General features: G+C 38.0%; 16 protein-coding genes. All 16 read left to right on the top strand.

Annotated elements, in window-relative coordinates:
- Positions 1 to 394: 394 nt before the first annotated feature.
- The 16 genes from QUG14_RS13240 (at position 395) to QUG14_RS13165 (ending at position 26,853) form a co-directional block, all read left to right on the top strand.
- Positions 395 to 3,904, top strand: coding sequence for a S8 family serine peptidase (locus QUG14_RS13240; protein WP_289341001.1), 3,510 nt, complete (start codon positions 395 to 397; stop codon positions 3,902 to 3,904).
- 672 nt (positions 3,905 to 4,576) lie between these two features.
- Positions 4,577 to 5,749 (top strand): sulfite reductase subunit alpha, encoded by a 1,173-nt coding sequence (locus QUG14_RS13235; RefSeq protein WP_289341000.1) that lies wholly within the window; start codon positions 4,577 to 4,579, stop codon positions 5,747 to 5,749.
- A 150-nt stretch (positions 5,750 to 5,899) separates the two neighbouring features.
- Complete coding sequence (locus QUG14_RS13230; protein ID WP_289340999.1) at positions 5,900 to 6,793, top strand: spermine/spermidine synthase domain-containing protein; 894 nt, start codon at positions 5,900 to 5,902, stop codon at positions 6,791 to 6,793.
- A 41-nt stretch (positions 6,794 to 6,834) separates the two neighbouring features.
- Complete coding sequence (gene cysK / locus QUG14_RS13225; RefSeq protein ID WP_289340998.1) at positions 6,835 to 7,758, top strand: cysteine synthase A; 924 nt, start codon at positions 6,835 to 6,837, stop codon at positions 7,756 to 7,758.
- Positions 7,759 to 7,975: 217 nt separating this feature from the next.
- Entirely contained in the window at positions 7,976 to 9,742 is a 1,767-nt protein-coding gene (locus QUG14_RS13220; RefSeq protein ID WP_289340997.1) for a sensor histidine kinase, read from the top strand.
- Positions 9,735 to 10,472 (top strand): LytR/AlgR family response regulator transcription factor, encoded by a 738-nt coding sequence (locus QUG14_RS13215; RefSeq protein WP_289340996.1) that lies wholly within the window; start codon positions 9,735 to 9,737, stop codon positions 10,470 to 10,472. Before QUG14_RS13220 ends, QUG14_RS13215 begins: the two co-directional genes overlap by 8 nt.
- 154 nt (positions 10,473 to 10,626) lie before the next feature.
- Entirely contained in the window at positions 10,627 to 12,432 is a 1,806-nt protein-coding gene (locus QUG14_RS13210; RefSeq protein ID WP_289340995.1) for a carbon starvation CstA family protein, read from the top strand.
- Between the two features lie 229 nt (positions 12,433 to 12,661).
- Positions 12,662 to 13,774 carry a C40 family peptidase gene (locus QUG14_RS13205; RefSeq protein WP_289340994.1) on the top strand — a complete coding sequence of 371 codons (1,113 nt, stop codon included), beginning with the start codon at positions 12,662 to 12,664 and terminating at the stop codon, positions 13,772 to 13,774.
- 394 nt (positions 13,775 to 14,168) lie between these two features.
- On the top strand, positions 14,169 to 15,434 hold the full coding sequence (locus QUG14_RS13200) for an MFS transporter (RefSeq protein WP_289340993.1): 1,266 nt from the start codon (positions 14,169 to 14,171) through the stop codon (positions 15,432 to 15,434).
- 590 nt (positions 15,435 to 16,024) lie between these two features.
- Positions 16,025 to 17,926 (top strand): ribosomal protection-like ABC-F family protein, encoded by a 1,902-nt coding sequence (abc-f, locus tag QUG14_RS13195; RefSeq protein ID WP_289340991.1) that lies wholly within the window; start codon positions 16,025 to 16,027, stop codon positions 17,924 to 17,926.
- Between the two features lie 202 nt (positions 17,927 to 18,128).
- Complete coding sequence (locus tag QUG14_RS13190; protein ID WP_289340990.1) at positions 18,129 to 19,043, top strand: DMT family transporter; 915 nt, start codon at positions 18,129 to 18,131, stop codon at positions 19,041 to 19,043.
- Positions 19,044 to 19,614: 571 nt separating this feature from the next.
- Entirely contained in the window at positions 19,615 to 21,081 is a 1,467-nt protein-coding gene (locus QUG14_RS13185) for a protein adenylyltransferase SelO (RefSeq protein WP_289340989.1), read from the top strand.
- Positions 21,082 to 21,249: 168 nt separating this feature from the next.
- Entirely contained in the window at positions 21,250 to 22,476 is a 1,227-nt protein-coding gene (locus QUG14_RS13180; RefSeq protein ID WP_289340988.1) for an efflux RND transporter periplasmic adaptor subunit, read from the top strand.
- Entirely contained in the window at positions 22,460 to 23,140 is a 681-nt protein-coding gene (locus QUG14_RS13175; RefSeq protein ID WP_289340987.1) for an ABC transporter ATP-binding protein, read from the top strand. Before QUG14_RS13180 ends, QUG14_RS13175 begins: the two co-directional genes overlap by 17 nt.
- A complete protein-coding gene (locus QUG14_RS13170; RefSeq protein WP_289340986.1) occupies positions 23,137 to 24,342 on the top strand; it encodes an ABC transporter permease in 1,206 nt (401 codons plus the stop codon). Before QUG14_RS13175 ends, QUG14_RS13170 begins: the two co-directional genes overlap by 4 nt.
- Before the next feature lie 135 nt (positions 24,343 to 24,477).
- Positions 24,478 to 26,853, top strand: a complete 2,376-nt coding sequence (locus tag QUG14_RS13165) for a polyprenyl synthetase family protein (RefSeq protein WP_289340985.1) — start codon at positions 24,478 to 24,480, stop codon at positions 26,851 to 26,853.
- Positions 26,854 to 26,974: the final 121 nt, after the last annotated feature.

The raw sequence follows: 26,974 nt of genomic DNA, 5'->3' as shown, positions 1-26,974 counted from the left end.
TAAGGTTATTTAATTTTTTCTGAAATCTATGTAATTGTAGTATCTTTATAATCATTTTAACATTACTAATTCCCCAAAACATTATTTAGATTATCTAGATTTCCCCAAGTTCTTTTTGCTTAAGATCATAAGTATTTCGACAAAAAGTTGAAATTTTATACATATTTAATCGATAAAGTCCCTCATTTCTTACTCGTTTAGTATCAAATTCCCCCAATTTACTAAGCCTTACGTTGGATGTACATTAAAATTGTATTTATTTTCTTATGAAAAAGTTAGGAGTTCATTCTATTTTAATAGGGATGGTTATCTTCAAAAAACTACTAATCTCTCAATTATAGTATTTAAGAAATACCTACCTGAAAACGATTTTAAAAAGTAAGGAGTGGCTTTAATGAAAAAAAGTAAAATGGCAGCGTTAAAAGTAATGACGACCGCAGCTGTCACATCATTGATTTTTTCGTCCTATACAGCTTTCGCAGATTACAATGAATCAACACCTGAGCAAGAACCACAATTACTTAATCAGGGCCAAGCAGGTGAAGATAAGCTTTATAACGACGTTAAAAAAGAAGGTTTTAAAAAATCCTATAAACCGAATGATACTGTTCGTTTTATCGTAGAAGTTGAACAACCATCATCTACTGACCTTTCACCAAGTAACAAAAAATCTTTGTTCAAGAAAAAACAAGACCATGTAATTGGAGAAATCTCAAAGAAAAACAAGTCGAAATCAAGTTCTCCTGAAGTAAAACAACGCTTTTTTGAAAGTTTTAATGGATTTAGTGTGGAGACAGAGTATCAAAACTTAAAAGAGATTCAATCGACTCCTGGAGTTCTTCATGTACATGTGGCAAGAACTTTCCATGAAACCATGTCAGCAAGTAAAGAATTAGTACAAGCTCAAAAGGTTTGGAATTCCTATGGTTATCAAGGGGAAGGATTGCTTGTAGCGGTTGTCGATTCTGGTATTGACTATGAGCATAAGGATATGACCCTTACGGAAAAGGGCAAACAAAAAGCAAAGTACACTAAAAGTGGAATTCAAAGTAAATTAGATGCTACAGATGTAGAGGATACTTGGTATTCAGATAAAGTACCAACAGGCTATGACTGGGCTGATCATGATAAGGACGTCATCCCACGAGGAAATTATGGTAGTCCACATGGTACACATGTTGCAGGTACGGTTGCAGCAAATGGTGCTGAAACAAATGGTGGGGTCCAAGGCATTGCTCCAGGTACTCAACTATTAGCTGAGAAGGTATTCTCAGATAATAGTTCCGGAGCTTTCGAGGATGACATTATCGCAGGTATTGAGCATGCCGTTTCTATGGGTGCAGATGTTATCAATATGAGTTTAGGTACTGATGCAGGATATGTAAGTGAAGAATATGATCCAACTCAAAAGGCAATTCGAGCTGCGACAGAACAGGGCACTCTTGTAGTAGTGTCAGCCGGAAATTCAGCCTACAGTACAAAAAATGGTTTATTTCAAGCATCTTCTGAACTGCCATATGCAGAAAATCCTGATATCGGAACAGTTGGAGCACCAGGTGTAGGTCCATTTGCTTTATCTGTTGCTTCCTATGAAAATACAAAAATGCAATTAAATACGTTAGCAGATGTAAATGGTTTAAGGCTTCCTTTTCAAGATCAAACTCAATATGCGCCGATGTATAACTTCAAACTATCTAGAAATTTAATACCAGGTCAAGAGTATGAAATGGTCTATGTAGGTGAAGGTTCAAAAACTACTGATTTTACTGGTAAAAACGTTGAAGGAAAAATCGTAGTAGCAAAAATGTTAAACCAATATACTTCTTATTCTTTTGTTCAATTTAAGGCTGCACAATATAAAGCAAAAGCAGTTATTATCATCCCAGCGGATGTTCTGCCTGATTATGGTACGGTAAGATTGAGTGAATATTCGATTCCAGCTGCAACAACAGGTAAAGCCGTAGGGCAAGAGCTAATCAATAAATTAACAAGTGGCCAAACTGTTAGGATGAAATTAGCTGGTCATACATTGGTTGATAATGCGGATAAAAACAAGATGTCTCATTTTTCATCTTATGGTGCACCATCCACATTAGATTTTAAACCTGAAATGTCTGCTCCTGGAGGCAAAATTTATTCAACAGTACCAGGAAATGATTATGGAATTATGAGTGGTACGTCAATGGCAGCCCCACATGTAGCAGGTGGTTCAGCATTATTATTACAGGCACTTTATGAAAAAGGATTGTCACATTCAGAAAATACGGCTTTAAAGGCAAAGCTTGCATTAATGAATACAGCAAATATAGTGATGGATCCAAGAACAAATGGCGAAATTCCATATTCTCCACGTGTACAAGGCTCTGGTAACATGCAAATTCAAAATGCCATCAATACCCCAGTCGTTGTTTCAAGAATGAACACTCCATTAGAACAAGCTGGTGCGGTAGCATTAAAGGAAATCGGTCAAAATACAAGCTTTAAATTAAACGTCGAAGCATTTGATGCGTCTAAAGGTAGCAATAACAGTGCTGATATTGAATACAAGGTTTATGTTGATTTACTTAAAGATAAGACAGAAACGAAGCAATTTGATTTAGATCAAAATGGCACTCTTGATACAAAGGAATATCTAACCTTAACGAGTGAACGTATTGAAGGTGCAACAATCACGGTAAATGACAATATTGTCACAGATAAAAATGGTGCAATACTTAAAATTAAACCAGGTCAGACAAAAATGCTGACAGTTAATATCTCGTTACCGGACTCATTAAAGAAAAATAGTTTCGTAGAAGGATTTGTACGCCTAGTACCAGTAGCAAAGGACCAAGATAAAGCAGTGCCAATCTCCGTTCCTTATATGGGCTTCTTTGGTAAATGGAATGAACCAGCAAATATTGATCTTCCTGCATGGGAAAAAGATGCATTTTTAGGTTATACAGCTCTTTGGGATGGTACATCAGAACGCTATCCAAAAGGATATGATTCAAAGACTGGAACATTTGATCTTAACAAAATTGCCATTTCGCCAAACTTCCATACAACGAATGGAATCTATTCTTCGTTTACAGCTTTACGTAATCTGCAAAAAACAGAAATGTATATCGAAGACGAAGCAGGAAATAGAGTGAAATATTTAGGTGATTTTAGTGAATTCACAGGTTCACCATATAAATTTAGAAAAAATATTATGTCATATGGGGACCATTCTTATAATGAACTATATTCATGGGATATGACAGATGAGTCTGGGCAAGTTATACCTGATGGAAGTTATCAATATGTGATTCAATCAACACTAGACTTTCCAGGTGCAACACCACAGCAAGTAAAAATGCCTGTAAAAGTAGATTCCGTACTTCCTAAAGCTACAGATATTCAAGTAACTCCAATAAATGGGAAGTATCAAATTTCATGGAAAGGCTCAGATAATGAAAATGGAAGTGGATATGCTGCTGCAGTGGTTTGGGTTGACGGACTTGATTATTACCCAGGAGCAGCTCAAACATTATTAGTAAATAAAGAGCCGAAAAGTATCGTGGTCAAAGCAGCTGACAATGCATTTAATCACTCCTATACAGCATGGGGAGATCAAAGTAAACTGAGTGAATATATTGTACTTTCAAATGGTACTGTATATCCGTCTACAAATTTAAACAAAGACAGAAAAGCAGAGATTAACTACTTTGCTTCAAACAGAGTGGACTGGACGTTCTTTGTTAAAGATGCAAATGGAAATGTAGTTGACACTATTGAATTTAAAAATCAAAAAGATGTTCATACAACTTGGGCACCAAAAGAGGAGCTTCCAAATGGTACGTACTACATCTCTGCTGATTTAGTAACAAAAGATGGGTTTAAAGTATCGACTACTCCTAAAAAAGTAACGGTTCTCAAATAAAAATAAAGCATTTAAAAAGCTATCAATTTCTTATTGGAAATTGATAGCTTTTTTTGTGTTGCTCTATCTTTAACTCCCAGAATGGAACGTAGCAACCTAACGACTTTACATTGTGGGTTATCTAGTTTTATCTATTCAAAGTCTACTTGAATTAGCTGATTTTCGTTAAGAAGAAAAAAAGAAATACCAAAATTCGGGTGATGAGACCATTGTGATTTTTAAATATTTAACATTTTCTTAAAAAACTAACGGATTCTAATTTTTTTAGCAAACAACCTCAAAAAGCCGAAATTATACAAGATTTTATTCATTCTTGTATGTTTTCAGCTTATTTCTTTGTAATTTGAGTGAACAGTTTATCAGGTTAAGGGTAAACTATCGGTCTGTAGAATAAACGAAAATAAGTCTCTCCAACATCCCATGTGTTGCCACATACACTCTGGACACTCTTTCGCAAGAATTGCGCATTAACCTCCAAAAAACAAAGAAATCGAACCCTCCATAAAAATTCCTATTTAGACGTTTGTTTAATTTTCCATATGCGTTAGAAGGAATGTTAATTTTTTCTACTGTAACAATGAGATATTGTTATTGTGTGTTAAAATACACATCTGATATTCTATTACTATGTTATTTTCTTTATATAATAATTTTGGAGGTTAAGAGCGAGCTATGCAATTAATTTTAGATAATCCAAGTACAAAAAGTGACAACCTTCCATTTTCAAGAAACAATCCCTTTCAAGCAAAGGTCCTTAAAAATATTAATTTAAATGGAGCAGGGTCTAGTAAGGAAACAAGACATATTGAATTATCATTAAAAGGTTCAGATCTTTCCTATAACCCTGGTGATGCACTTGGCATTGTTCCTTCAAATGATCCTGAACTTGTGAATTTCATTCTTGAAGAAATGGAATGGGATGAAGAAGCGGTTGTAACTGTTGGAAAGCAAGGTGAAACACTTTCACTTAGGAAAGCGTTAACAAGCTATTTTGAAATTACAATGTTGAGTAGGAAAATCTTGCAGCAGGCTGCTGTGCTGACAGAGAACAGTGAGTTACAGAATCTCGTATTGGCTGAAAATGCAGCCCAACTTAAGGAATACTGCCATGGGCGTGATTTGCTTGATATGCTGCGTGACTTTGGACCTTGGAAGGCTTCCGCACAGGATATCGTTTCATTATTAAGAAAAATGACTCCACGTCTTTATTCGATTGCCAGCAGCATTGCCGCAAATCCAGATGAGGTTCATCTCACTATCGGCGCTGTACGCTATTCGGCAAACGGCCGTGATCGAAAAGGCGTTTGCTCTGTTTTATGTGCTGAACGGGTACAGGAGGGGGAAATGCTCCCGGTATTTATTCAAACAAATAAACATTTCCATTTGCCAGAGTCCCAAGATAAAGATATTATCATGGTTGGTCCGGGAACAGGCATTGCGCCATTCCGTTCCTTTATCCAGGAACGTGCAGTGAATAAAGCGGCAGGCCGTTCATGGCTATTTTTTGGAGACCAGCATGCAGCAGTTGATTTCCTATATCAAAATGAGATGGAAAACTATCAGCAAAATGGTGTATTGACAAGGGTCGACACAGCTTTCTCTCGTGATACAGATCAAAAAGTGTATGTTCAGCATAAAATGCTTGAACATAGCAAGGAATTATTTGAGTGGATAGAAAATGGAGCATATTTCTACGTTTGTGGGGATAAAGAACGTATGGCAAAGGACGTTAACGAAGCACTAATAAACGTGATCGAAAAAGAAGGTGCCATGTCTCGGGAAGATGCTGAAAACTATCTAAAAGATATGCAGAAGCAAGGACGTTATCAACGTGATGTATATTAATATGTAATTAGAAAATACAGGGATTCCTTATGTTTGGATTGATTGAACAAACGTGATGGGCTTTCCCTGTATTTATTTTTAGGAAAAAGAGTATTCTTGATATAGGTAGTAGTTAGTTGAGTCTAGAATTATTCCAGAACGGGTGAGTAAGTGGACGCTAATAATGATATTAAAGATAAAATAATAGAAGATAATTACAAGATTTTTGCTTTACTTAGTAATTATTTAAATAATGCGCCTGACTTTATTGATAAAACTGAAATTGACGAACTTGTTACATATGGTGTTTCTTATAAACAAGCTTTTGGGATTTTATTAGCTTCGGCTTTCGGTCTTGATATTGTTGATAATGCTATTGATAAGGAATTTTTCAACAATTATTTTAACAAGATGATACATAAACTTGACGCAAATGAGTATTCTAACAACCCATATTATAAGAATATCAAGATTCCAACGATAAAAATCGGCAACAGTGAATTAAAATATGAAAAATATAAACCTTTTGAAGGTTTTGTTTGTAATGATATTATTCAAACAAAAGACGGGAGACAAATTCCACAAATCGGATTTTTTGAAACTGAATTCATGTTTCCAGCTGTTTTAGAAAATGACCGAATCTGGATGACCATTACTCCGAATGAAATTGAAACGATGAAAGAACCCGTTGACAGAGCGTTTGGTAATGTACTTACTTTCGGATTGGGACTTGGCTATTATGCCTATATGGTTTCCGAAAAAGAAAATGTTGATAGTGTCACGATTGTTGACCTCAATGAAAATGTTATAAATTTATTTAAAAAATACGTGTTACCACAATTCAAAAATGCTCATAAGATTAAGATTATTAAAGCGGATGCTTTTGATTATGCACTAAAACACGTGGCAAATGGCAATTTTGATTTTGTGTTTACGGATTTATGGCATGATGTTTCGGATGGAAAAGATATGTATTTAAAAATGAAAAAGTATGAGCATCTAAGTCCCAAAACTGTATTTACATATTGGATAGAAAAATCTATTATGTGCTATATAAAAGAGTAACATGTGATTTGCAATTAAATATATTGAAAGGTGGAAGGACAATGAAACTCTACAGCTCAATTCTTGACTTGATTGGGAAAACGCCGATTGTAAAATTAAATAAATTACCCGACCCAACAGGGGGAGAGGTATACATAAAATTGGAATCATTTAACCCAGGAGGCAGTGTTAAAGACCGTGCGTCGATTAATATGATTGAACGTGCAGAAAAAGAGGGGAAATTAATTCCAGGAAAAAGTACCGTTATCGAGCCGACTTCTGGTAATACTGGAATTGGAATTGCGATGGTATGTGCGGTAAAAGGGTATCGTTGTATTATTACGATGCCGGATAATGCCACGCTTGAGCGTGTGAAAATCTTAAAAGCATATGGAGCGGAAGTTCACCTAACACCTGCAAGTTTACGAATGCAAGGGGCCATCGATGAAGCAACCCGATTGGCCGAATCCATTTCTGATAGTTTTATTCCTATGCAGTTTGAGAATACTGCAAATGCCGATGCACATCGTGAAACCACTGCGGTTGAAATTCTAGAAGCATTTGAAGGAAAATTGGACGCCCTTGTGTTGACAGCAGGAACAGGAGGAACAGTAACAGGGGTAGGGGAGGAGCTAAAGAAGCAGATTCCCAACTTAAAGATTTATGTGGTCGAACCGTTTGGATCCCCTGTGCTATCAGGGGGTGAGCCTGGGCCTCATAAAATCCCAGGGACAGGTCCCGGTTTTATTCCTACGATTTTAAATCGTGCTATTTTTGATGAAATATTGCTCATTAAGGATGAAGATGCCCAAGTGACTGCGCGCAGACTTGCTGCAGAAGAAGGGATCTTTGTAGGTGCGTCAGGAGCATCTTCTGCATATTTTGCTGTCAAGGTAGCACAAAAGCTGCCATCTTCAGCAAGAGTCCTTTGTTTAGCCCCAGACACGGGAGAACGTTATCTGTCATCTGACTTATTTCTAGGTTGATTTTTTACAACACATTACACTAAATATGGTACCTATAGATAGGACACTTGAAAAAGAGTGTTTTATCTATAGGTATTTTTTTTGTTAAAATAGGTAGTGAAAAATTCCTTAGCATCGATATACTTTTTATGGAATTTCTCTGTTTACTAAAATATCAGTTTAGAATAATGTTATAGTTTCAGCGTGTGACAGGTATCGATTTAAAGGATGGGTGAAAATGTTTAATTTAGCAGCATTAATGCTTGAAAAGGTCGGAATCATTGTCATTGTTGCTTTTTTGCTTTCGCAAATGAAATCATTTCGTCATATTATTCAAACCAAGCACAAGACAAATGAGAGAATCCTGCTTATTTTACTTTTTGGTGCCTTCGGGATCATTAGTAATTATACAGGGGTTGAAGTACATTATAATTCTATTAATAGAGCGACGTGGCTTTCTGAATTAGAACATGAGAGTGCGCTGGCAAATACAAGAGTAATGGGGGTTGTCATTGGGGGAGTGCTCGGAGGACCAATCGTTGGTGTTGGAGCAGGATTGGTTGCTGGAATCCATCGTTATACGCTTGGCGGTTTCACCGCATTTTCCTGTGGGATTTCTACTATCTTAGCTGGAATTATCGCAGGTTACTTTGGAAGTAAAAGAAAACAGATGGGGAATCAAATCACTGCAGGATTTGCTGTCATGATAGGAATGATATTGGAATCCGTACAGATGTTACTTATTCTTGTTTTTGCAAAACCATTTGAACAAGCGTGGAGTCTTGTACAGTTCATCAGCGTCCCGATGATATTCGGCAATGGATTAGGAACCTTGCTGTTTATGTTCATTATAAGAGCAATAAAACGTGATAAGGAACTTACCCGTGCAATTCAAACCAACCAGGCATTTCTTATTGCCGACCAAACACTGCCTTATTTTCGACAAGGCTTAAGTTTCGTCTCCTGCAGGGAAATAGCGGAAATTATGTTAAAACTAACCCAAGCCGACGCTGTATCCGTTACAGATGAAAAGCAAGTCCTGGCTCATGTCGGCGCTGCTTCTGATCACCATATCCCTAAGTTAAAGCCAGAGACCGGATTGACAAAAAAAGTGCTCGAATTCGGCATGATTTCAGTTGCAAGATCAAAGAATGAAATTCTCTGTTTTCACCATGACTGTCCTTTAGAAGCCGCCATTGTGCTGCCGTTAAAGGTTAAAAATAAAATTGTCGGAACATTAAAAATGTATTATACCGACCCGGAAAAATTAGATAAGGTGCAGCAGGAATTAGCTGAAGGACTTGCGAATCTCTTTTCAACTCAGCTGGAACTTGCAGAAGCAGAAAGGCAGACAAAGCTATTGAAAGATGCAGAAATTAAAGCCTTACAGGCACAAATCCATCCGCACTTTTTATTTAATAGTATCAATACCATCTCTGCACTTTGCCGAACCGATGCAGATAAGGCTCGTAAATTACTGTTGGAGCTTAGTTCATTTTTTCGCGGAAATCTCCAGGGAGCCAGGCAAATGCTCCTCCCATTGGAGAGGGAATTGGCGAATGTAAGGGCTTACCTATCTTTGGAACAGACCCGTTTTCCAAATAAGTACATCGTAGATTTTCAAATTGAACCAGGACTCGAAGAAGTACTGATTCCGCCATTTACCCTGCAGCCATTGGTAGAAAATGCAATTCATTATGGCTTTCCCCGAAGTAAGTCTGAAGGAAAAATCACCATCCAGATTTTTTTCGAAAATAATCAACTGAAAATTATTGTTGCGGATAACGGAAAAGGTATCCCTGAAGAGAGGATAGAAGTGTTAGGGAAGCAAATTGTAAATTCTAAAAAAGGAAATGGCACAGCCATTTTTAATATAAATGAACGTCTTAAAGGAATTTATAATGGTCAAGCCTATTTAACTATTAACAGTCAAGTGGACCATGGAACAACAGTCACGATATCCATTCCGCACGACTATAAAGGAGTTTTTGTTCAAAATGCTTAAAGCTTACATAGTGGATGATGAACCATTAGCAAGAGATGAATTAAAATACATGTTGTTACGCAGCAAACAGGTGGTCGTCTTAGGTGAAAGTGATTGTGCCGAGGATGCCATTGCAGATATTTTCGGGCTAAAACCGGACATTGTCTTTTTAGATATTGAACTGGCTGAAGATAGCGGACTGGACTTAGCAAAGCAATTGGAAAAACTTAATCCGGCTCCAGCAACTGTTTTTGCTACTGCTTACGATGAGTTTGCGCTAAAGGCCTTTGAATTAAATGCGGTGGATTATATCTTAAAACCTTTTGATGAAGAACGTATCGGAAAAACTTTAGAAAAAATTAAAATGATGCAAAAAATTGGGGATCAGGATCTTCCCATTTATTCCACTGTTAAAAACAACCAAAGTGAAAAAATTGCTGTCCTTGTTGATGAAAGAATTATTTTATTAACCAATGCTGACATTGTTTATTTGGAATCCAGTGAGGGTAAATGCACAATTGAAACGATGGACCAAACGTACAAAGTAAGTGAGGCGCTCGTTGTGTTAGAGAAAAAGTTACCTAACACCAAATTTCTTCGTGTCCATCGGAGTTTCATTGTAAATATCGATCATATCGCAGAAATAGAGCCTTGGTTTAACTCTACCTATAATTTAATCATGAAGAACGGCTCAAAAGTTCCAGTCAGCCGGACCTATGTAAAAGAATTAAAGCAGATTTTAGGGTTTTAAATTCACTGATTTTCATTTGTCCATTCTTGTATTTCACCTGTTGTTTTCTGCAATTCACCTTTCCATTTTTGCAAGTTATCCTGAAAATGAGATAAAAGCGTTTTCATTTTGTAAGATTATTTTTATAAAAAGAAGAAATGGAGGGGGAGTAAAAATGAATGCGATTTCAATTGTAATTGGTTCAATTTGTATCCTCTTAATCGTTTATCGTTTATATGGGACATTTATGGCAGCTAAGGTTTTAAAGCTTAATGATTCAAAGCCGACACCTGCTCAAAAATTTGAAGATGGACAGGATTATGTACCTACAAATAAATGGGTTGTTTTTGGTCACCATTTTGCGGCAATTGCTGCCGCCGGCCCATTAGTTGGTCCAATCCTGGCAGCACAATTTGGTTATTTACCGGGACTACTTTGGCTGTTAATTGGTGCAGTAATTGGTGGAGCTGTCCACGATATGGTCGTTCTTTTTGCATCCATGCGCAGAGAAGGAAAATCTTTATCGGAAGTTGCAAAGGAAGAACTCGGTCCTGTAGCAGGATTCTGTACAGGCTTAGCGATGTTATTCATTATCACGATTACTATGGCAGGTTTGTCAATGGTTGTGTTAGGCGCACTTGAAAGAAACCCATGGGGGACATTTGCAGTTGGAATAACGATTCCGATCGCAATGGGTGTTGGTTTATATCATAAAAAGACAGGTAATTTAAAACTGGCTACAACTGTAGGTTTCATTCTAATCATGGCCGCAATCGTTTGGGGACCAAATATTCAAGGTACATGGTTAGGAGATTTGTTAACTCTTGAAAAAAGCACGCTTGCTCTTATTTTACCTATCTATGCATTTTTTGCGGCGGCATTACCAGTCTGGTTATTGCTGGCACCACGCGATTATTTAAGTACATTTATGAAGATTGGGGTATTCGCTGCATTGATCGTTGGGGTATTCATTGTAAATCCGGAAGTTCAATTTCCCGCATTTACAGAATTTATTAACGGCGGTGGTCCTGTTGTTGCCGGTCCAGTTTGGCCGTTTATCTCGATTACAATTGCTTGTGGAGCTATTTCAGGATTCCACGCATTTGTTGGGTCCGGCACTACACCGAAGATGGTCAACCGCTGGGGTGACATTAAAGGTGTAGCTTTTGGAGCCATGCTTGTTGAATGCTTAGTTGCAATTATGGCTTTAATTGCTGCCATCTCTCTACAGCCAGGAGATTATTTTGCAATCAATTCAACTCCTGAAAAATTTGCTACACTTGGAATGGAAACAGTTGAACTGAACGAACTCGAGGAAAAGGTAGGAATGGACCTTGAAGGAAGAACAGGTGGAGCTGTTACTCTCGCTGTAGGGATGACATACATCTTCGCAGCAGTTCCATTTTTCGCAAAACTAGCATCTTATTTCTATCAATTTGTCATTCTATTTGAGGCTGTCTTTATCTTAACTGCGATTGATTCAGGAACGAGGGTTGCTCGTTATCTTATTCAAGATTTCCTTGGAGACTTTATTAAACCATTAAAACGTACAGATTCACTTGGAGCAAATATCTTTGCCAGTGCATTAGCCTGCTTCGTCTGGGGATATCTTCTTTTCTCGGGAGACATCAGTTCCGTCTGGGCATTATTTGGTGTATCGAACCAATTAATGGCTTCAATCGGACTCATTGTCGGAGCAACAGTTATCCTTAAGATTGCCGAAAAGCGCTGGTATATGCTGACATGTCTAATCCCGCTTGCTTACCTATTTGTAACTGTCATGACTGCAGGTTACTGGATGATTAAAAACGTTTATTTCAATGCAGATAATGCTGGTTTCAGTGTATTAAACGGTATTCTATCCATTATCATGCTCATCCTTGGTATAGTCATTATGGTTACTTCAATAAACAAATGGATTAAGCTTTGGAAGATACCACAACATATATTAGTAGAACAATCCAAAAAGGAAGTAGCATAAATAGCAAGCACCCATTCGATTTAAAGAATGGGTGCTTTTTTTATAAGAAATTCCACATGTTTCTACAAATTTGGAGGCAGGAAGGTAACTTTTGAACAAATTATTCTACATTAAATTACATTTTAATTACAAAATCGACTAGTTTATTGTTTTTAGTCCTTTTGGAATATAAACTAGGAATATATTAGTAATTTTAATAAAATGATAGGTTACTAGAGGAGACTATGAGATGATAAAAAAATTCATAAAATATACAGTAGCGGCTGTTATTCTTGCTACTACACTACAAGCAACCCCTACTTTTGCGAATCCAGTGACAAAAGGACAAATTGATGCTACGAAGGAACAAATCAATAACTTTGAAACCAAGATTCAACAACTAGACAACCGAATCATTTTAGCAATGGAGAATAGTCAAAAATTAAATGAAGAAATAAAAACACAACAAGAAAAAATTATCGAAACAGAGGCTGAAATTGAAAAGGCTGAAGTGGCTTTAGATAATCATAAAAAGGTGTATTCAGAACGATTAAAGAGCATTCAGCTAAAAGGAGATCAGTCTGTCGTTTCTTATGCAGAACTATTGCTTTCTTCTGGAAGCCTATCTGAGTTTTTTAATCGTTTTACTGCAATTTCGCAAATTATTGAGAATGACACCGATTTACTTGACGGCTTAAATCAAAAAGAAAAATTATTAAAAGAAGCAGAAAAACAATTACATAATCAAATCAATCAGTTGGAAAAGAGTAAACTTGAATTAGCTTCTGAACAAAAACAAATTGAAGCTGATAAGAAACAAATTGAAATAGACCTGGCAGCTGCACAAAGTATATTACAAAACCAACAGAATCAAATGGCTCAACAAGTGGCACAATTAGCGGCCCAACAACAAGCTCAACAAGCTCAACAAGCTCAACAGCCAGTTACTGTAAACACAAACACACCATCGGCTTCTACACCGCCAACTGTTCCTGTCAATGTAACGAGTTCTGCAAGTGCAAATGCGGTTATTGCCAATGCTAAACAATATTTAGGTGTTCCATACGTTTGGGGCGGCTCAACTCCAAGCGGCTTTGATTGTTCTGGATTTGTTCAATATGTGTATCGTTCCGTTGGTATTAGTCTTCCAAGAACATCTCGTGCTCAGCAAAATGTGGGAACAAGAATTTCAGTGAATCAAGTACAACCAGGAGACCTAGTATTTAATGGATCACCTGCCTATCATGTTGGTATTTATATTGGAGGCGGGCAGTATATCCATGCTCCACAAACTGGTGATGTTGTGAAAATAGCTTCATATGATCCGTCTAGATTCTCTAGTGCTGCTAGAATATTACCCTAGGTAAATTTCTAGAAAGTACAGAATACAAAAAAGGTAACAAACCTCATTGTTGTTACCTTTTTTTATGTTTATTGGCTGTGTTAAAGCTAAATGTTGGTATTTGCACCTGTTGATTGGAGCGGAAGGCACGAAGACTCCTGCGGGAGGACGGGGCAGGGGAGACCCCACATGCGCTTCAGCGCCGAGGAGGCTCCCCGTACCGCCCGCGGAAAGCGAAGTGCCTCGTGACAGGCAAAAACCGCCTATCACTGCGGTGATTATTCGATGATGCTTTCCTTAGTGGAGCGGAAATCAACAGAAAATTTTTTACACAGCCTATTTATAAATTCTTCCTTTCTACCTCCACAGAAATTCCATATATATAAGAGTAAAAGCTTAATAGGGGTAGAAAACATTGGACAAACAAAATAGCAAATTTAGATGGATGGTTTTCGCTTCAGTATTGTTTACGTATTTCTTAATGGCAAGCCAACGAACCGCTCCAGGATTGATTACCGACCAAGTGATGAGTGATTTTAATGTAACTGCAGCAACGATTGGTTTACTAACAAGTATTCAATTTTTTGTTTATACAGGTCTCCAAATTCCGATGGGTATATTAGCTGATCGGTATGGGCCGAATTTTTTTCTTATTATAGGTGCAGTCCTTACCGGTTTGGGTACAATCATTTATAGTCTTGGTACGCATGAATTTGTCCTGTTTTTTGCCAGAATATTAACGGGGACGGGGGATGCGACCATTTGGGTAAATATGGTGCTAATCTTGGGACAATGGTTTAAAGTTAAGGAATTTGTTCGGTTAATTGGACTGGCGGGCATGACCGGAAGTCTAGGTTTTCTTTTAGCGACTGTTCCATTCTCCTCTCTGATTGACTTGATTGGCTGGAGGTCAGCATTTTTTTCAGCAGGGTTACTATTATGTCTATGTGGAATACTTCTTTATTTTGTCCTCATCAAAAAACCAACGCAACACTTTCTTAACGAAAAGGTGTCACTACCTAATGAGATAGACCGTGAAAAAACAGTTGTGTTACTAAGAAGAATCTTTTCAGATCGGCAGGCATGGTCTTTATTCTTTTGTCACTTTGGTGTGGTTGGAGCATATGTGGGTTTTATCGGTTCGTGGGCGGTGCCATATGGGATGGATGTATATGGTATGACACGTTCAGAGGTGAGTGAGCTGATTATGATTGGTCTGATTGGTGCGCTTATTGGTTCACCGCTGACTAGTTGGATTTCAAGTAAACTGGGAACCATAAAACGACCCTATGTTGTAGTGCATATCACTATTTTATTGGGCTGGTCAACTTTTCTTTTATATAATGGGAATCCGCCTAAGTATATGCTTATCATGCTTTTTTTTATCATTGGCTTTGGATATGGAGCAAGTGCCTTAACCTTTGCTCTTGTTCGTCAATCTTTTCCTCTATCAGAATCTGGTGTTGTATCTGGCTTAGCGAATACGGGCGGATTTCTAAGTGCCGTCCTGCTGCCAAGCATTTTTGGAATCATATTGGAACAGTACCAGACCGCCTCAGGTAGTAGTGGGAATGGATATTACTACGGATTCATTACCCCGGTTATCTTCTCCATGATCGGATTAATTGGTATATTGTTTATTAAGGAAAGATATTTACAAAAAAAGCAAATAATGAGATAATATAGGAAATTTTGAAGGGGGAAAGTAAGTTTATGGAACCAACTAATTGCTAATATTAATTCATTTGAAAATTAATATGGATTTTGTAACGAGTGTTCGTTTACCTAAAAAACTTAGGTTTATTTGTTATGCTCTTATGGAATCAAGGCAATTTAGAAGGTAACTTACTTTACTGAAATCAAAATAATCATTTATTAAGGACAATAGGCATAACCATGCGCTTTTTTCGCGTGTGCATTTTTGCTTTGATTCCTGGTAAATTATTTTCACTGATTATTCAGACCGTAAGAAGCAACATCTTCTTACGGTCTTTTTATTTACAAATTGGCTGTGTTAAAGGATACTGATGATTTTAGAACCTGTTGATTGGAGTGGAAGGCGCTCGACTCCTGCGGGATGCACGAGCTGAGTGAGACCCCGCAGGTCGGAACGACCGAGGAGGCTCACGGGCGAGCCCGCGAACCGCTCGCGCCTGGAACGCAAATCAACAGTCTAGTTAACACAGCCTTCAAATAAAAAAGTATCGCAAGTTCTTCTTTGCCTTGTCCATAAAAGGTGTAACTGGATTATGGATGAAAGAAGGAGATTTTATGTTAGAAATGAAATTACATGGCGTTAAAAAATTTATGGAAGCTACCCTTGTGGTTAAAAATATAACGTTTGAAGCTTATGAAGGAGATAAGGTTGGGATCGTCGGTGCCAATGGAAGCGGCAAGAGTACGATTCTTAAACTGATAGCTGGAATCGAGAAAATGCATTATTATCCAGGCTACCCCCAAACCTCAAGCCCTGGATATGATGAAGGGCTCATTAATCTGCCAAGAGGAGCGACTAAGGCATATCTCGAACAGTCCCCTGTTTATCCGGAAGGCTTAAAAGTCATTGATATCCTTAACTTAGCCTTTGAGGAGATTGTCAGCATTGAGGGTCAAATGTGGGAAATAGAAGAACAGATGAAAGCGCTGGAAGATAAGGCCCTGGAAAAAGCTTTGAATAAGTATAGTGATTTGGTTCAGCTTTTTGAAGTGAAGGGCGGATACGAACGTGAAGAGAAACTAAGCAAGGTTTGTACTGGACTGAATTTTTCAGAAAGCTTTTTAAATAAGGATTTTGATTTATTAAGCGGCGGGGAAAAAACGACTGTAGTGCTTGGAAAGTTGTTGATTCATAATCCGGATATACTTCTCCTAGATGAACCGACCAATCACTTAGATATGGATGCCATTGAATGGCTTGAAGGTTATCTAAAGAGTTATAAGGGAATTGTCATTATTGTATCCCATGACCGCTACTTTCTTGATCATGTAGTCAATAAAATTGTAGAAATAGAGGATATGGAGTCAATCTCCTATAAGGGCAATTACTCAACATTTGTTAGTCAAAAAGAAGAAAATATGCGGATTCAGTATGAGCATTTTCGGGAACAGCAGAAAAAGGTCAATAATATGGAAAAGCAGGTTATGAGTCTTAGAGACTGGGCTATGAGAGCTGATAATAATAAGTTTTTTAGAAGAGCAGCCAGCATCCAAAAGAAGCTTGATAAAATGGAGAGAATTGATAAACCTGTTTTTGAAAGACGGAATATGAGGCTTGAATTCAAAGAAGGACAGCGGTCTGGAAATGAAACAATTAAAGCGATTGGACTCTCAAAAAGGTATCAGGATAAGAATATTTTTAAGAACACAGATTTAATGATTCATTATGGTGAAAGGGTAGGGCTGGTTGGTCCAAATGGAAGTGGAAAAACCACCTTTTTAAAAATGCTTCTAGGTGAAGAACAGCCGGATCAAGGTGTGGTGGAATTAGGTGCTAATGTTATGGCTGCTTACTTACCACAGAAAATTACCTTTAAAGATGAAGAGTTTACAGTACTCGAAACTTTTAGGGAAGATATTTCTATCCTGGAGGGAAAAGCTCGGGAGTATCTGTCAAAATTCATGTTTTATAAAAAGAGCCCGTTCAAAAAAGTTAAGCACTTGTCAGGTGGAGAGCGAATTAGGCTTAAGCTAGCCATGTTGTTATATCAGGACATCAATTTATTAATATTGGATGAGCCGACCAATCATCTAGATATTGATTCCATCGAAACCCTTGAGGAAGCTCTCGAAGACTTTAAAGGAACCATCTTCTTTATTTCTCATGATCGATATTTTATCAATAAAATCGCTGAAAGAGTAATTGCTTTGGAGGATTATCGTTTTAAAAGCTATCCAGGAAATTACGATGATTATAAAAGTCAGCAGCCTAAGGAAGAACCCATTGAAAAACGTGTGAAAGATAAGAAACAAAACAATAGCTCCCAAGATATTAATCAGGAAGGTGAAAAGGAGAAAGCACTAGCAAGAATTGAAAGCCTTGAAAAAGAAATAAAAGCGATAGACATATCCATGGCGCAAAACCAAATGGAGTATGAGGAACTTACTAAGCTTTATTCTAAGAAAATAGACTTATGTAAAGAATTGGATTCAGTGATGGAATTATGGTTAAGTTAAAAAAATAAGTTAAGAATCTCATAAGGAACAAATTGGAGGATGAAATTTTGGGAAATTTCGTCCTCTTTTTTGGTATCGACAAATCAACTAAACTACAGGGTGAGCAGGAAAGTAAAATAATTTTCATTCGTATTCCGAAATAATATGCTATAATAAAGACTGTTTTTATCCGAATTGTAGAAAGGTAAGGTTTATCCATATAATGTTTAAGAATAGTAAAGCTTTCTTTAGCTTATTATTAGTATCTATATTATGGGGATGTAACTACCCCATTAGCGCTTATTTGCTTCAAGACTTTTCCCCTGTATTTTTGTCAACAGTCCGAATTTGTTGCACCTCACTTTTTTTACTTATAATTGCTATGATCCGAAAAGGTATTAGACGTCCAAGTTCATCCGAATGGAAACTATTATTAGGAGCTGGAATCTTTGGTACTCTGATTAATCAAACCTTCTATTTTACAGGTCTTAACCATACAACACCTGCAAAAGCCTCCCTAATTATTGCTTTGGCCCCAATTGCCACGATTTTTTTAGAGCGGATTATTTTTAAAGTGAAGTTTACGTTGAAAAAAGTATCGGGTGCCGGTATCAGTTTAGTGGGTGTGTTTTCTATCATTGGAGTGGCAAGTGGATCATTTGGGATATCATGGGGTGATTTAAATATAGTAGTAGCGATGCTTTGTTTGTCTATTAGTCTCTTATTTATTCGAGCGTTGTCAAAATCCATGAATACTTATATCATTACCATTTATTCGACAGTTCTTGGAAGTGTATTAATGATTCCGGCAGCAGGCGTTGAAGGAATTGTAAGTGGAACTGTAATGAGTCATTCGATGTTCATGTGGTTTTTATTGATATCTGCCGGTATTCTTGCACAAGGAATTGCTGGTTTTTGGTGGAATAAAGGTGTCTCCGAAGTGGGTGCTGGAGCTGCATCCATGTTCATGAACGTTCAACCTTTTATAGCCATTCTGGCTTCCCACTTTATATTAGGTGATCCAATCCTAGTTAGCCAAATTCTTGGTGGAATATTAGTTTTACTTGGAGTTTTTATTGCAAATATGCCATCAGGGAAACCTGAGTTGGTTTTGGAACCAAAAAGAGAAGCAGCATAATTAAAAGCACTCTTCACAGTAGGAAGGGTGCTTTTCTTTGTCTTTTTGAGAACCTATTCACAAAGCACACGATAAGTTCACATGTGAAATATCATGTGTTTTTTTCGCTTATCTGCTTATGCTATTAGATAATAATACTATGTTTGCACAAGCTACCCATATAAATGATAATGAAATTAACATTATTAAAGAAAGAGGGGTGACGATTGCTCACAGTTAGAGACCGAAACCTAATAGGAATCGAGAAGTGGTCACCAAGAAGTTCATGATGACCAAAATTGAAGGAAAAACGAAAAAGTGGTCACCATGGAGCGTTCATGATGACTGAAACCGAGGGAAAATCAAAAAGGTGGTAACCATGGAGTGCTTATGATGACCGAAACCGAGGGAAAATCAAAAAAGTGGTAACCATGGATTGCTCATGATGACCAAAATTGAAGGAAAAACGAAAAAGTGGTCACCAAGCCGTTCGTAATACCGTAAAAGATGGTCTGTTCTATATAAATTTACAAAAGCAATTAACAAAGCCAATATGAAAGCAAGCAAAACAAGAAAGGAAAAGGGGGATACGATGACAAAGGAAATAGCAGAAACAGGATGGAATTTTGAAAATAGTTATGCACGCTTGTCTCAAACTTTCTTTACCAGCCAAAACCCAACCCCTGTAAGTTCACCAGAGATAGCTATTTTTAACAAGCCATTGGCTAAGTCTCTAGGATTGGACCAACAATCCTTGCAAAGCGAAGATGGTGCAGCCATATTTGCGGGAAACAAAACTCCTGAAGGTGCTTCACCGCTAGCTCAAGCATATGCGGGGCATCAATTTGGACATTTTACGATGTTAGGCGACGGTCGAGCGGTGCTTCTTGGGGAACAGATAACACCTACGGGTGAGCGATTTGATATCCAGCTAAAGGGTTCAGGAAGAACTCCCTACTCACGTGGGGGCGATGGCCGAGCGGCACTTGGACCAATGCTGCGAGAATATATTATCTCGGAAGCGATGCATGGTTTAGGAATTCCCACTACCCGAAGTTTAGCAGTCGTAACAACTGGTGAGGAAATAGCTCGAGAATCGTATTTACCTGGTGCGATTTTAACCCGAATAGCTGCAAGCCATCTGCGTGTTGGGACTTTTCAATATGCCGCGAGATGGGGAAGCAAAGAGGAGCTTCGCGAGCTGGCAGATTATGCAATAAATCGCCATTATCCAGAAATAGAAGGTGCCGCGAATAGATATCTTACATTCCTAGAGGAAGTAATTAAACGTCAAGCAATGTTGATTACGAAATGGCAGCTGGTTGGTTTTATTCATGGTGTAATGAATACCGATAACATGACGATTAGTGGAGAAACCATCGATTATGGACCTTGTGCCTTTATGGATACCTATGATCCGGCTACTGTGTTCAGTTCTATTGACCGAGAAGGCCGCTATGCTTATGGGAATCAACCAAATATTGCTGTCTGGAATTTAGCACGGTTAGCTGAAGCACTGCTGCCGCTGTTGCATGACAATCAGGAGGAAGCAGTTACGCTCGCGCAGGATAAGCTCTCCGACTTTGCTCAGCTTTTTGAATCAAATTGGCATGAAGGAATGAGAGCAAAATTAGGAATATTTAATGAAGAGGAACAAGATAAAACTCTTATTAAAGACCTGCTGGATATGATGCAGAAGCACCGTGCTGACTACACGAATACATTCCGTGCATTAACGATTGAAAAGCCAGAAGATACAACCCTGCACGAAACGGCAGAATTTGGTCATTGGCTTGAACGTTGGACGGCAAGACTGAGCAGGCAGGAGGAATCGAAGGAATCATCTATTCAATTAATGAGGAATAGTAATCCAGCGGTAATCCCTCGGAACCACCGGGTAGAGGAGGCACTGGAATCAGCGAATAATGGAGATTATAGTGTGATGGAGAGGCTTATTGAGGTTTTATCCAATCCATATGGATACTCTCCGGAACAGATTGATTACACAACTCTCGCAGAGCCATCATCACGTCCATACAGAACCTTCTGTGGAACTTAAAAATGTTAAAATACAAAGCAAAAGCCTTTCTAAGTGAAAGGTTTTTTGTCTTTGTATTGAATCTATCGATTGTAAATAGTAAAGTTTACCATTAAAATCTATTGAAAATTTTTCCAGTACCTTTATAGTAGATACTAGATAAATAATAGAATCGACGGGGGTATATAGGTGAAGAAAAAGATATGGATTTGGGTAGCAGCAATTTTGGGAATACTTATCATTGCGAGCACGGGTATATTTTTATATGTAAAAACAGGTACTGAAATAGTAAGCAATGAAAACGGTGTAATGAGTATTAGCGTACAAAAAGTAAGTGAACAAGAAATGGTAGAATCTATTCTTGTTACGGGTAAAATTGTCCCGGAAAGTGAGCAAAAGATTTTTTTGGAACCAGAAAAAGGGGAAATTAGTGAATTTAAAGTGGCAGAAAACCAGGCTGTCAAAACTGGTGATCCATTATTAGTCTATGATTCTTCAAAGATAGATAGTGAACTTAAGAGGGCAGTTCGTGAAAAAGAAATGCTTCAAAGTCGAGGTAAAACCGAACAAAACCAAATTGCAGATATCACGAAACGATTATCTGAAGCTAAAAAGAAGTTAGGATCTCAGAGTGCCGGATCCGAAGCGGCAACTGAAGGCCTAATAACTCAAGAAGACGTAAACCAGCTTTCGAATGAGAAAATCCAGCAAGAGATGCAATACGAAAGTACAAAGTCGGAAATCACCTCGGCTGAAGACAGAATAAAGGAATTAAATGCACAGAAAAATGAAATGACAGTTGTAAGCAAAATGGATGGGATTATTGTTAAGGTTAATCAAAATGTAGCAAATACAGAAGCAGGAGCAGTAGAACCTGTCATCCACATTATTTCAAGTCAACCCTATAAAGTTATTGGATCGATGAGTGAATTCGATACAGTCAAGATTAAGGAAGGGCAACCGGTTATCATCCGGCCAAAAGTTTTTAAGGATCGTGAATGGAACGGTTTGGTTGAATCTGTTTCCCAATTCCCAAGTGCCGAGGGCGGCGGAGGAGAAGGATTTGAAGGAGGCGGGGGAGCTGGTAATGTGACGATGTATCCTTTTAAAGTGACGATTACCGATGATACTTCTGAGTTACGTCAAGGCTTTCATGTTTCTTTAGAAATAAAAGCTGGTGATTCCACCAAAAAGATTGCTATCCCACATCCTGCTCTATTCGATGAAGGTGGTATCAAAATTGTTTATATTTTAAAAGAAGGGAAAGTAGAAAGACGCGAAGTTCAAATGGGGGTTATGAACGATGCCTTCATTGAAGTGACATCAGGAGTATCGCCGGGAGAACTTGTGGTTCTTACACCAACAGAAGAAATGCATGATGGAATGGAAGTGACCTCCTATGATGAAGTTGAATGATATTACAAAAGTATATGGGAAGGGTTCATTAGAGGTTCCCGTGCTGCATGGTATTGATTTAACGATAGAAGATGGAGAGTTTGTCGCGATCATGGGGCCTTCTGGTTCTGGGAAATCTACATTAATGAATATAATCGGCTTTTTAGATTACCCTTCATCAGGTACATATGAATTAAATGGAGAACAAATTGCTTCGGCCAAAGAGAGTATTCTAGCTAAGCTAAGAAATGAACACGTGGGATTTGTTTTTCAACAATTCTTCATGTTTCCAAGAGACAACGCCATTAAAAATGTGGCCTCACCACTTGTGTATGCTGGGATTTCCAAGCGGGAAAGAACAGCGCGAGCAAAGGACCTGCTAGTTAAAGTTGGGTTAGGAGACCGGATGAAGCATTTGCCGAATCAATTGTCTGGAGGACAGAAGCAGCGAGTTGCGATCGCTAGAGCACTTGTCAATAATCCTACTATTCTCCTAGCGGATGAACCGACTGGTGCGCTTGATTCGACCACGAGTGAACAAATAATGAAACTATTTACACAGCTCAATGAAGAAGGAAAAACGGTTATTATTGTTACTCACGAAGAAGAAATAGCAGCCTACGCAAAGCGGATCATCACGATAAAAGATGGCATGATTACGGATGACCGGAGGGTAACCGCATGAATTTATGGGATAGTTTTAAAATCGCCCTGTCGTCAATCTGGAATCATAAAATAAGGTCAATTCTAACGATGCTAGGAATTATCATTGGGGTAGCCGCTGTTATTATTATCGTCGCAATTGGTCAAGGTACGAAGAAGCAGATGACAGATGAATTGTTTAGTACAGATAAGAATGCGATAGATATTTATTATGAGTATATCCCGCCTGAAGGTGAAACGGAAATGTTTTGGCAGGAACCTGAATTAACCTCTGAAGATGTCCAAATTCTCGCGGAAGTTCCTGGGGTTAAGGCTGTGGTTGCAACGAATCAAGGCTATGGAATGATGACCCATGATGATGAGCAAGGTGATATGCAAATTACCGGTGTCGGTGCAGAATTTTTCTCGGCCAGGAATATTCAGGTAGTGGAAGGACGAGCTTTGTACGCCGCGGATAATGATGGTTTGAATCGAGTGGTCTTGATTGATACGATAGCAAGGGAAAAATTCTTTAAGGAGTCCGAAAACCCTATCGGCGAGATTATTGACTTAAATGATAATCCTTACAAGGTTGTCGGGGTGTATGAATCGCCGCTGCCTGAACAATTCCGAAATAAGGAAACGGGTGAAATGCTTATGCCGCGTTCTGTCATTTCGATGATGTTTGGCAATCGAGAAATCGAACAATTACAGGTGATTGCAAGTGATCCTGAAAACATTTCTGAAACAGGCCGGCTTGCAGCCGATACATTAACAGCCGAAAAAGCTCTTGAAAATGGCAAGTATTCGACAAATGACTTTGAAGATTATGAAAGAGAATTAAACACAATGATTTCGTTATTAACACTGCTAATTGGAAGTATTGCAGGCATTTCTCTTTTAGTCGGCGGGATTGGTGTCATGAATATTATGCTCGTTTCGGTAACAGAAAGGACAAGAGAAATTGGACTTCGGAAAGCAATTGGTGCGACCAGAGGAAAAATCCTTTTACAATTTTTAATTGAGTCTATCACGTTAACTTCATTAGGAGGATTGATTGGAATTGGCCTAGCAGCAGTAGGCAGTATCCTCGTATCGGAGTTTTCGCCCATTACAGCTGCCGTTAGTCCGTTAATTGTTCTCATTGGAGTGAGTTTTTCAGCCCTAATTGGTATTATTTTTGGATTGCTTCCCGCAAATAAAGCCTCTAAACTTAGTCCTATTGAGGCATTAAGATACGAGTAACACTATTTAATTTTCCCTCAGATGAAAGGTCTGAGGGATTTTTTTATTAATTTTCAGTTTAATAGTTATAAAGCGAATGCTTACGTGTATTATTAATATACAAACTAAAGTGCGTGAAGTTGAGGTAATGTTCAAATGATTAAGACGTTGTTAATAAATGAAGATACATGCTACGCAATGGCTGAGCAAAAGGCTAATGGGTATTTTCAGTCACTGTACAAGCAAGTTAAGCAAAAAAAATATGTTCCTACTCTAACAAGAGATATACAATCCTGGAAACACAACCATATTCATCATCATTCATTATTCTCTCTTTTTTCTCGTGGTAAAAGTAAATCGAATCCCCGTGATTATCACAATTATATTAAATATCTGGATTACACTGGCAAACTAGACAATTACCTTGATCGAAGCATATCTTATATTTTTATGCGTGATTTGGGGAAAGCGCTGGATTCCAAAGAAACACAGGCTAGAGTTAATAGTGTTGTTAACAGTTTAAAAAACAATCTTACTCAACCAAAGGAAAAACGCGAAAATAAGCATGAGATACTCTCTATGGCATGGTTGTACAGGTGGGCCCAGCAGGAATCTATTGAATCTGCTGTTATCTGGATGATAAATAAGCTGAAGACTGTATCCAATAACCTTCCACAGGGGATGGATCCTAATCATGCCCAGCGTAAGCTTATTAAAATTATTGCTGGAGTCATCATGCATGAAATTGAAGAGATGGGAGATAAAACCTCCCCTGATGAACGAACTCATAGACTTGATAGAGCCATTAGACTTGGCTATGCCTACGGGTTGACCTATCCTTTCATAGATGATCTTCTCGATTCCAAGGTCTTATCCGAAAAAGAGAAAAAGCAATACTCCAACTTAATCCGTACCACGCTTACCACTGGGAATGTACCGAAATTGGGTGGAGATTGGACTGAACAGAACAAAGCTTTGATTACCTTCATTCATTCAGAACTTAGTGAGGGTTTTGAGTATATTAAAGCAGAGCAGCAGCCAGAGACAATACAATCTTTCTTCGATCAATCCTATGTGTTTTTTCATTCTCAGGAAGTGGACCGTGAAAAGGATTTATCAAAGGGAGATTATACGAATGAGGAGATTTATATTCCTGTTATTCTAAAATCTTCATCATCAAGATTGATTGTCCGTTCTGTTATTAATGCTGCTGAAGATGAGGGCTTTGACAATCGAACATTCTTTTATGGGATATACAACCAATTGGCAGATGACTTTGCAGATATGTTTGAGGACTTAGAAAGTGGTGCCGTTACACCCTATACCTATTATCTGAAATATCATGATAAACGTACTGACCTAATTAACCCATTTGAATTATATTGGAGTGTTATTTCCAATTTAATTCATAATGTCTATCACTCAGATAAAAAGGCATGTGAGGTCATTTTAGATCGAGCGATTAATGGATTAAAGAGATATAAAGAGCGATTGGGAACAAAAAAGTACAATGAAGTAATGGAACTTTTTACTTCTGGTATTCCAGATTTCAATACCCTTATTCAAAAGATGGTAGCTAAGGCAGACGATGTGGATTTCTTCGATAAACTCCTGCGTGACCATATGATAACAAATTTGAAAAATGAACGAAATGAGCAGGAAGAATTCTTAGATTTAATCGATCATGTACGCAACCAAATCAATCATCTTTTGCCAATCCCTAAGGATGGTACTCTGAATAGCCCAATCGTTGAGGCTGCAAACTATAGCCTTGAGGGTGATGGAAAGCGATTGAGACCAATCATTACTTGGATTATGGGAATAAAAGAATATGGATTAAGTCAGTCCGCAATGAGACCACTAATAAGATCCTTGGAGTATATGCATACTGCTTCATTGATTTTTGATGATCTGCCATCACAGGATAATGCACCGATTCGCAGGGGACGTCCAACTTTGCATATGGTGTACGATCAAGCAATTGCCGAATTAACAGGTCTTTATCTAACCCAGAAGGCAATTGAGGAACAAGCATCTCTGGAACAGTTTAATTCGAAAACGGTGCTCCGCTTGATACACTATTCGTCAAGATTGACAGAAGACATGTGTAAAGGACAGGCGATAGATTTAGGTTCTAAAGGAAAACGTTTAACGTTAGAAGACTTAAATACGATGTGTTTCTATAAAACTGGACTGGGTTTCGAGGCTTCCTTACTAATGCCTGCTATTCTAGCGGAGGCTAAACAATCTGAGATGGATGCTTTGAAAAAGTTCGCCTATCATGTCGGCATTGCGTTTCAAATAAAGGATGACTTACTTGATGTAGAGGGAGATTTGGATCTTCTTGGAAAACTGACAGGAAAAGATGAGGAGAACAATAATTCGACTTTTGTTTCAATCTTAGGATCTGAGGGCGCCAGGAAAGCGATGTGGGACCACTATTGCTGCGCGATGGAAACTCTACAAGAAGTTCCGCGAAATACCTCTTTTCTAAAGCATATATTGAATTATATTGTGCACCGAGACCATTAAAAAGTTTATTCAAAAGGAGGTAACAACCCAGGGGCTGTTACCTTTTTTGCGTTTCAGCAAGGGAATTGTAAATAAATGAAAAGTTTTTTTCAAATAGTAATGAATATTTCTATAATTTGTA

It is taken from the genome of Neobacillus sp. CF12 (assembly GCF_030348765.1).
Classification (GTDB): Bacteria; Bacillota; Bacilli; order Bacillales; family Cytobacillaceae; genus Neobacillus.
Note: the sequence above shows the minus strand (reverse complement) of the source record. Positions and strands in the feature narration are given on the sequence as shown.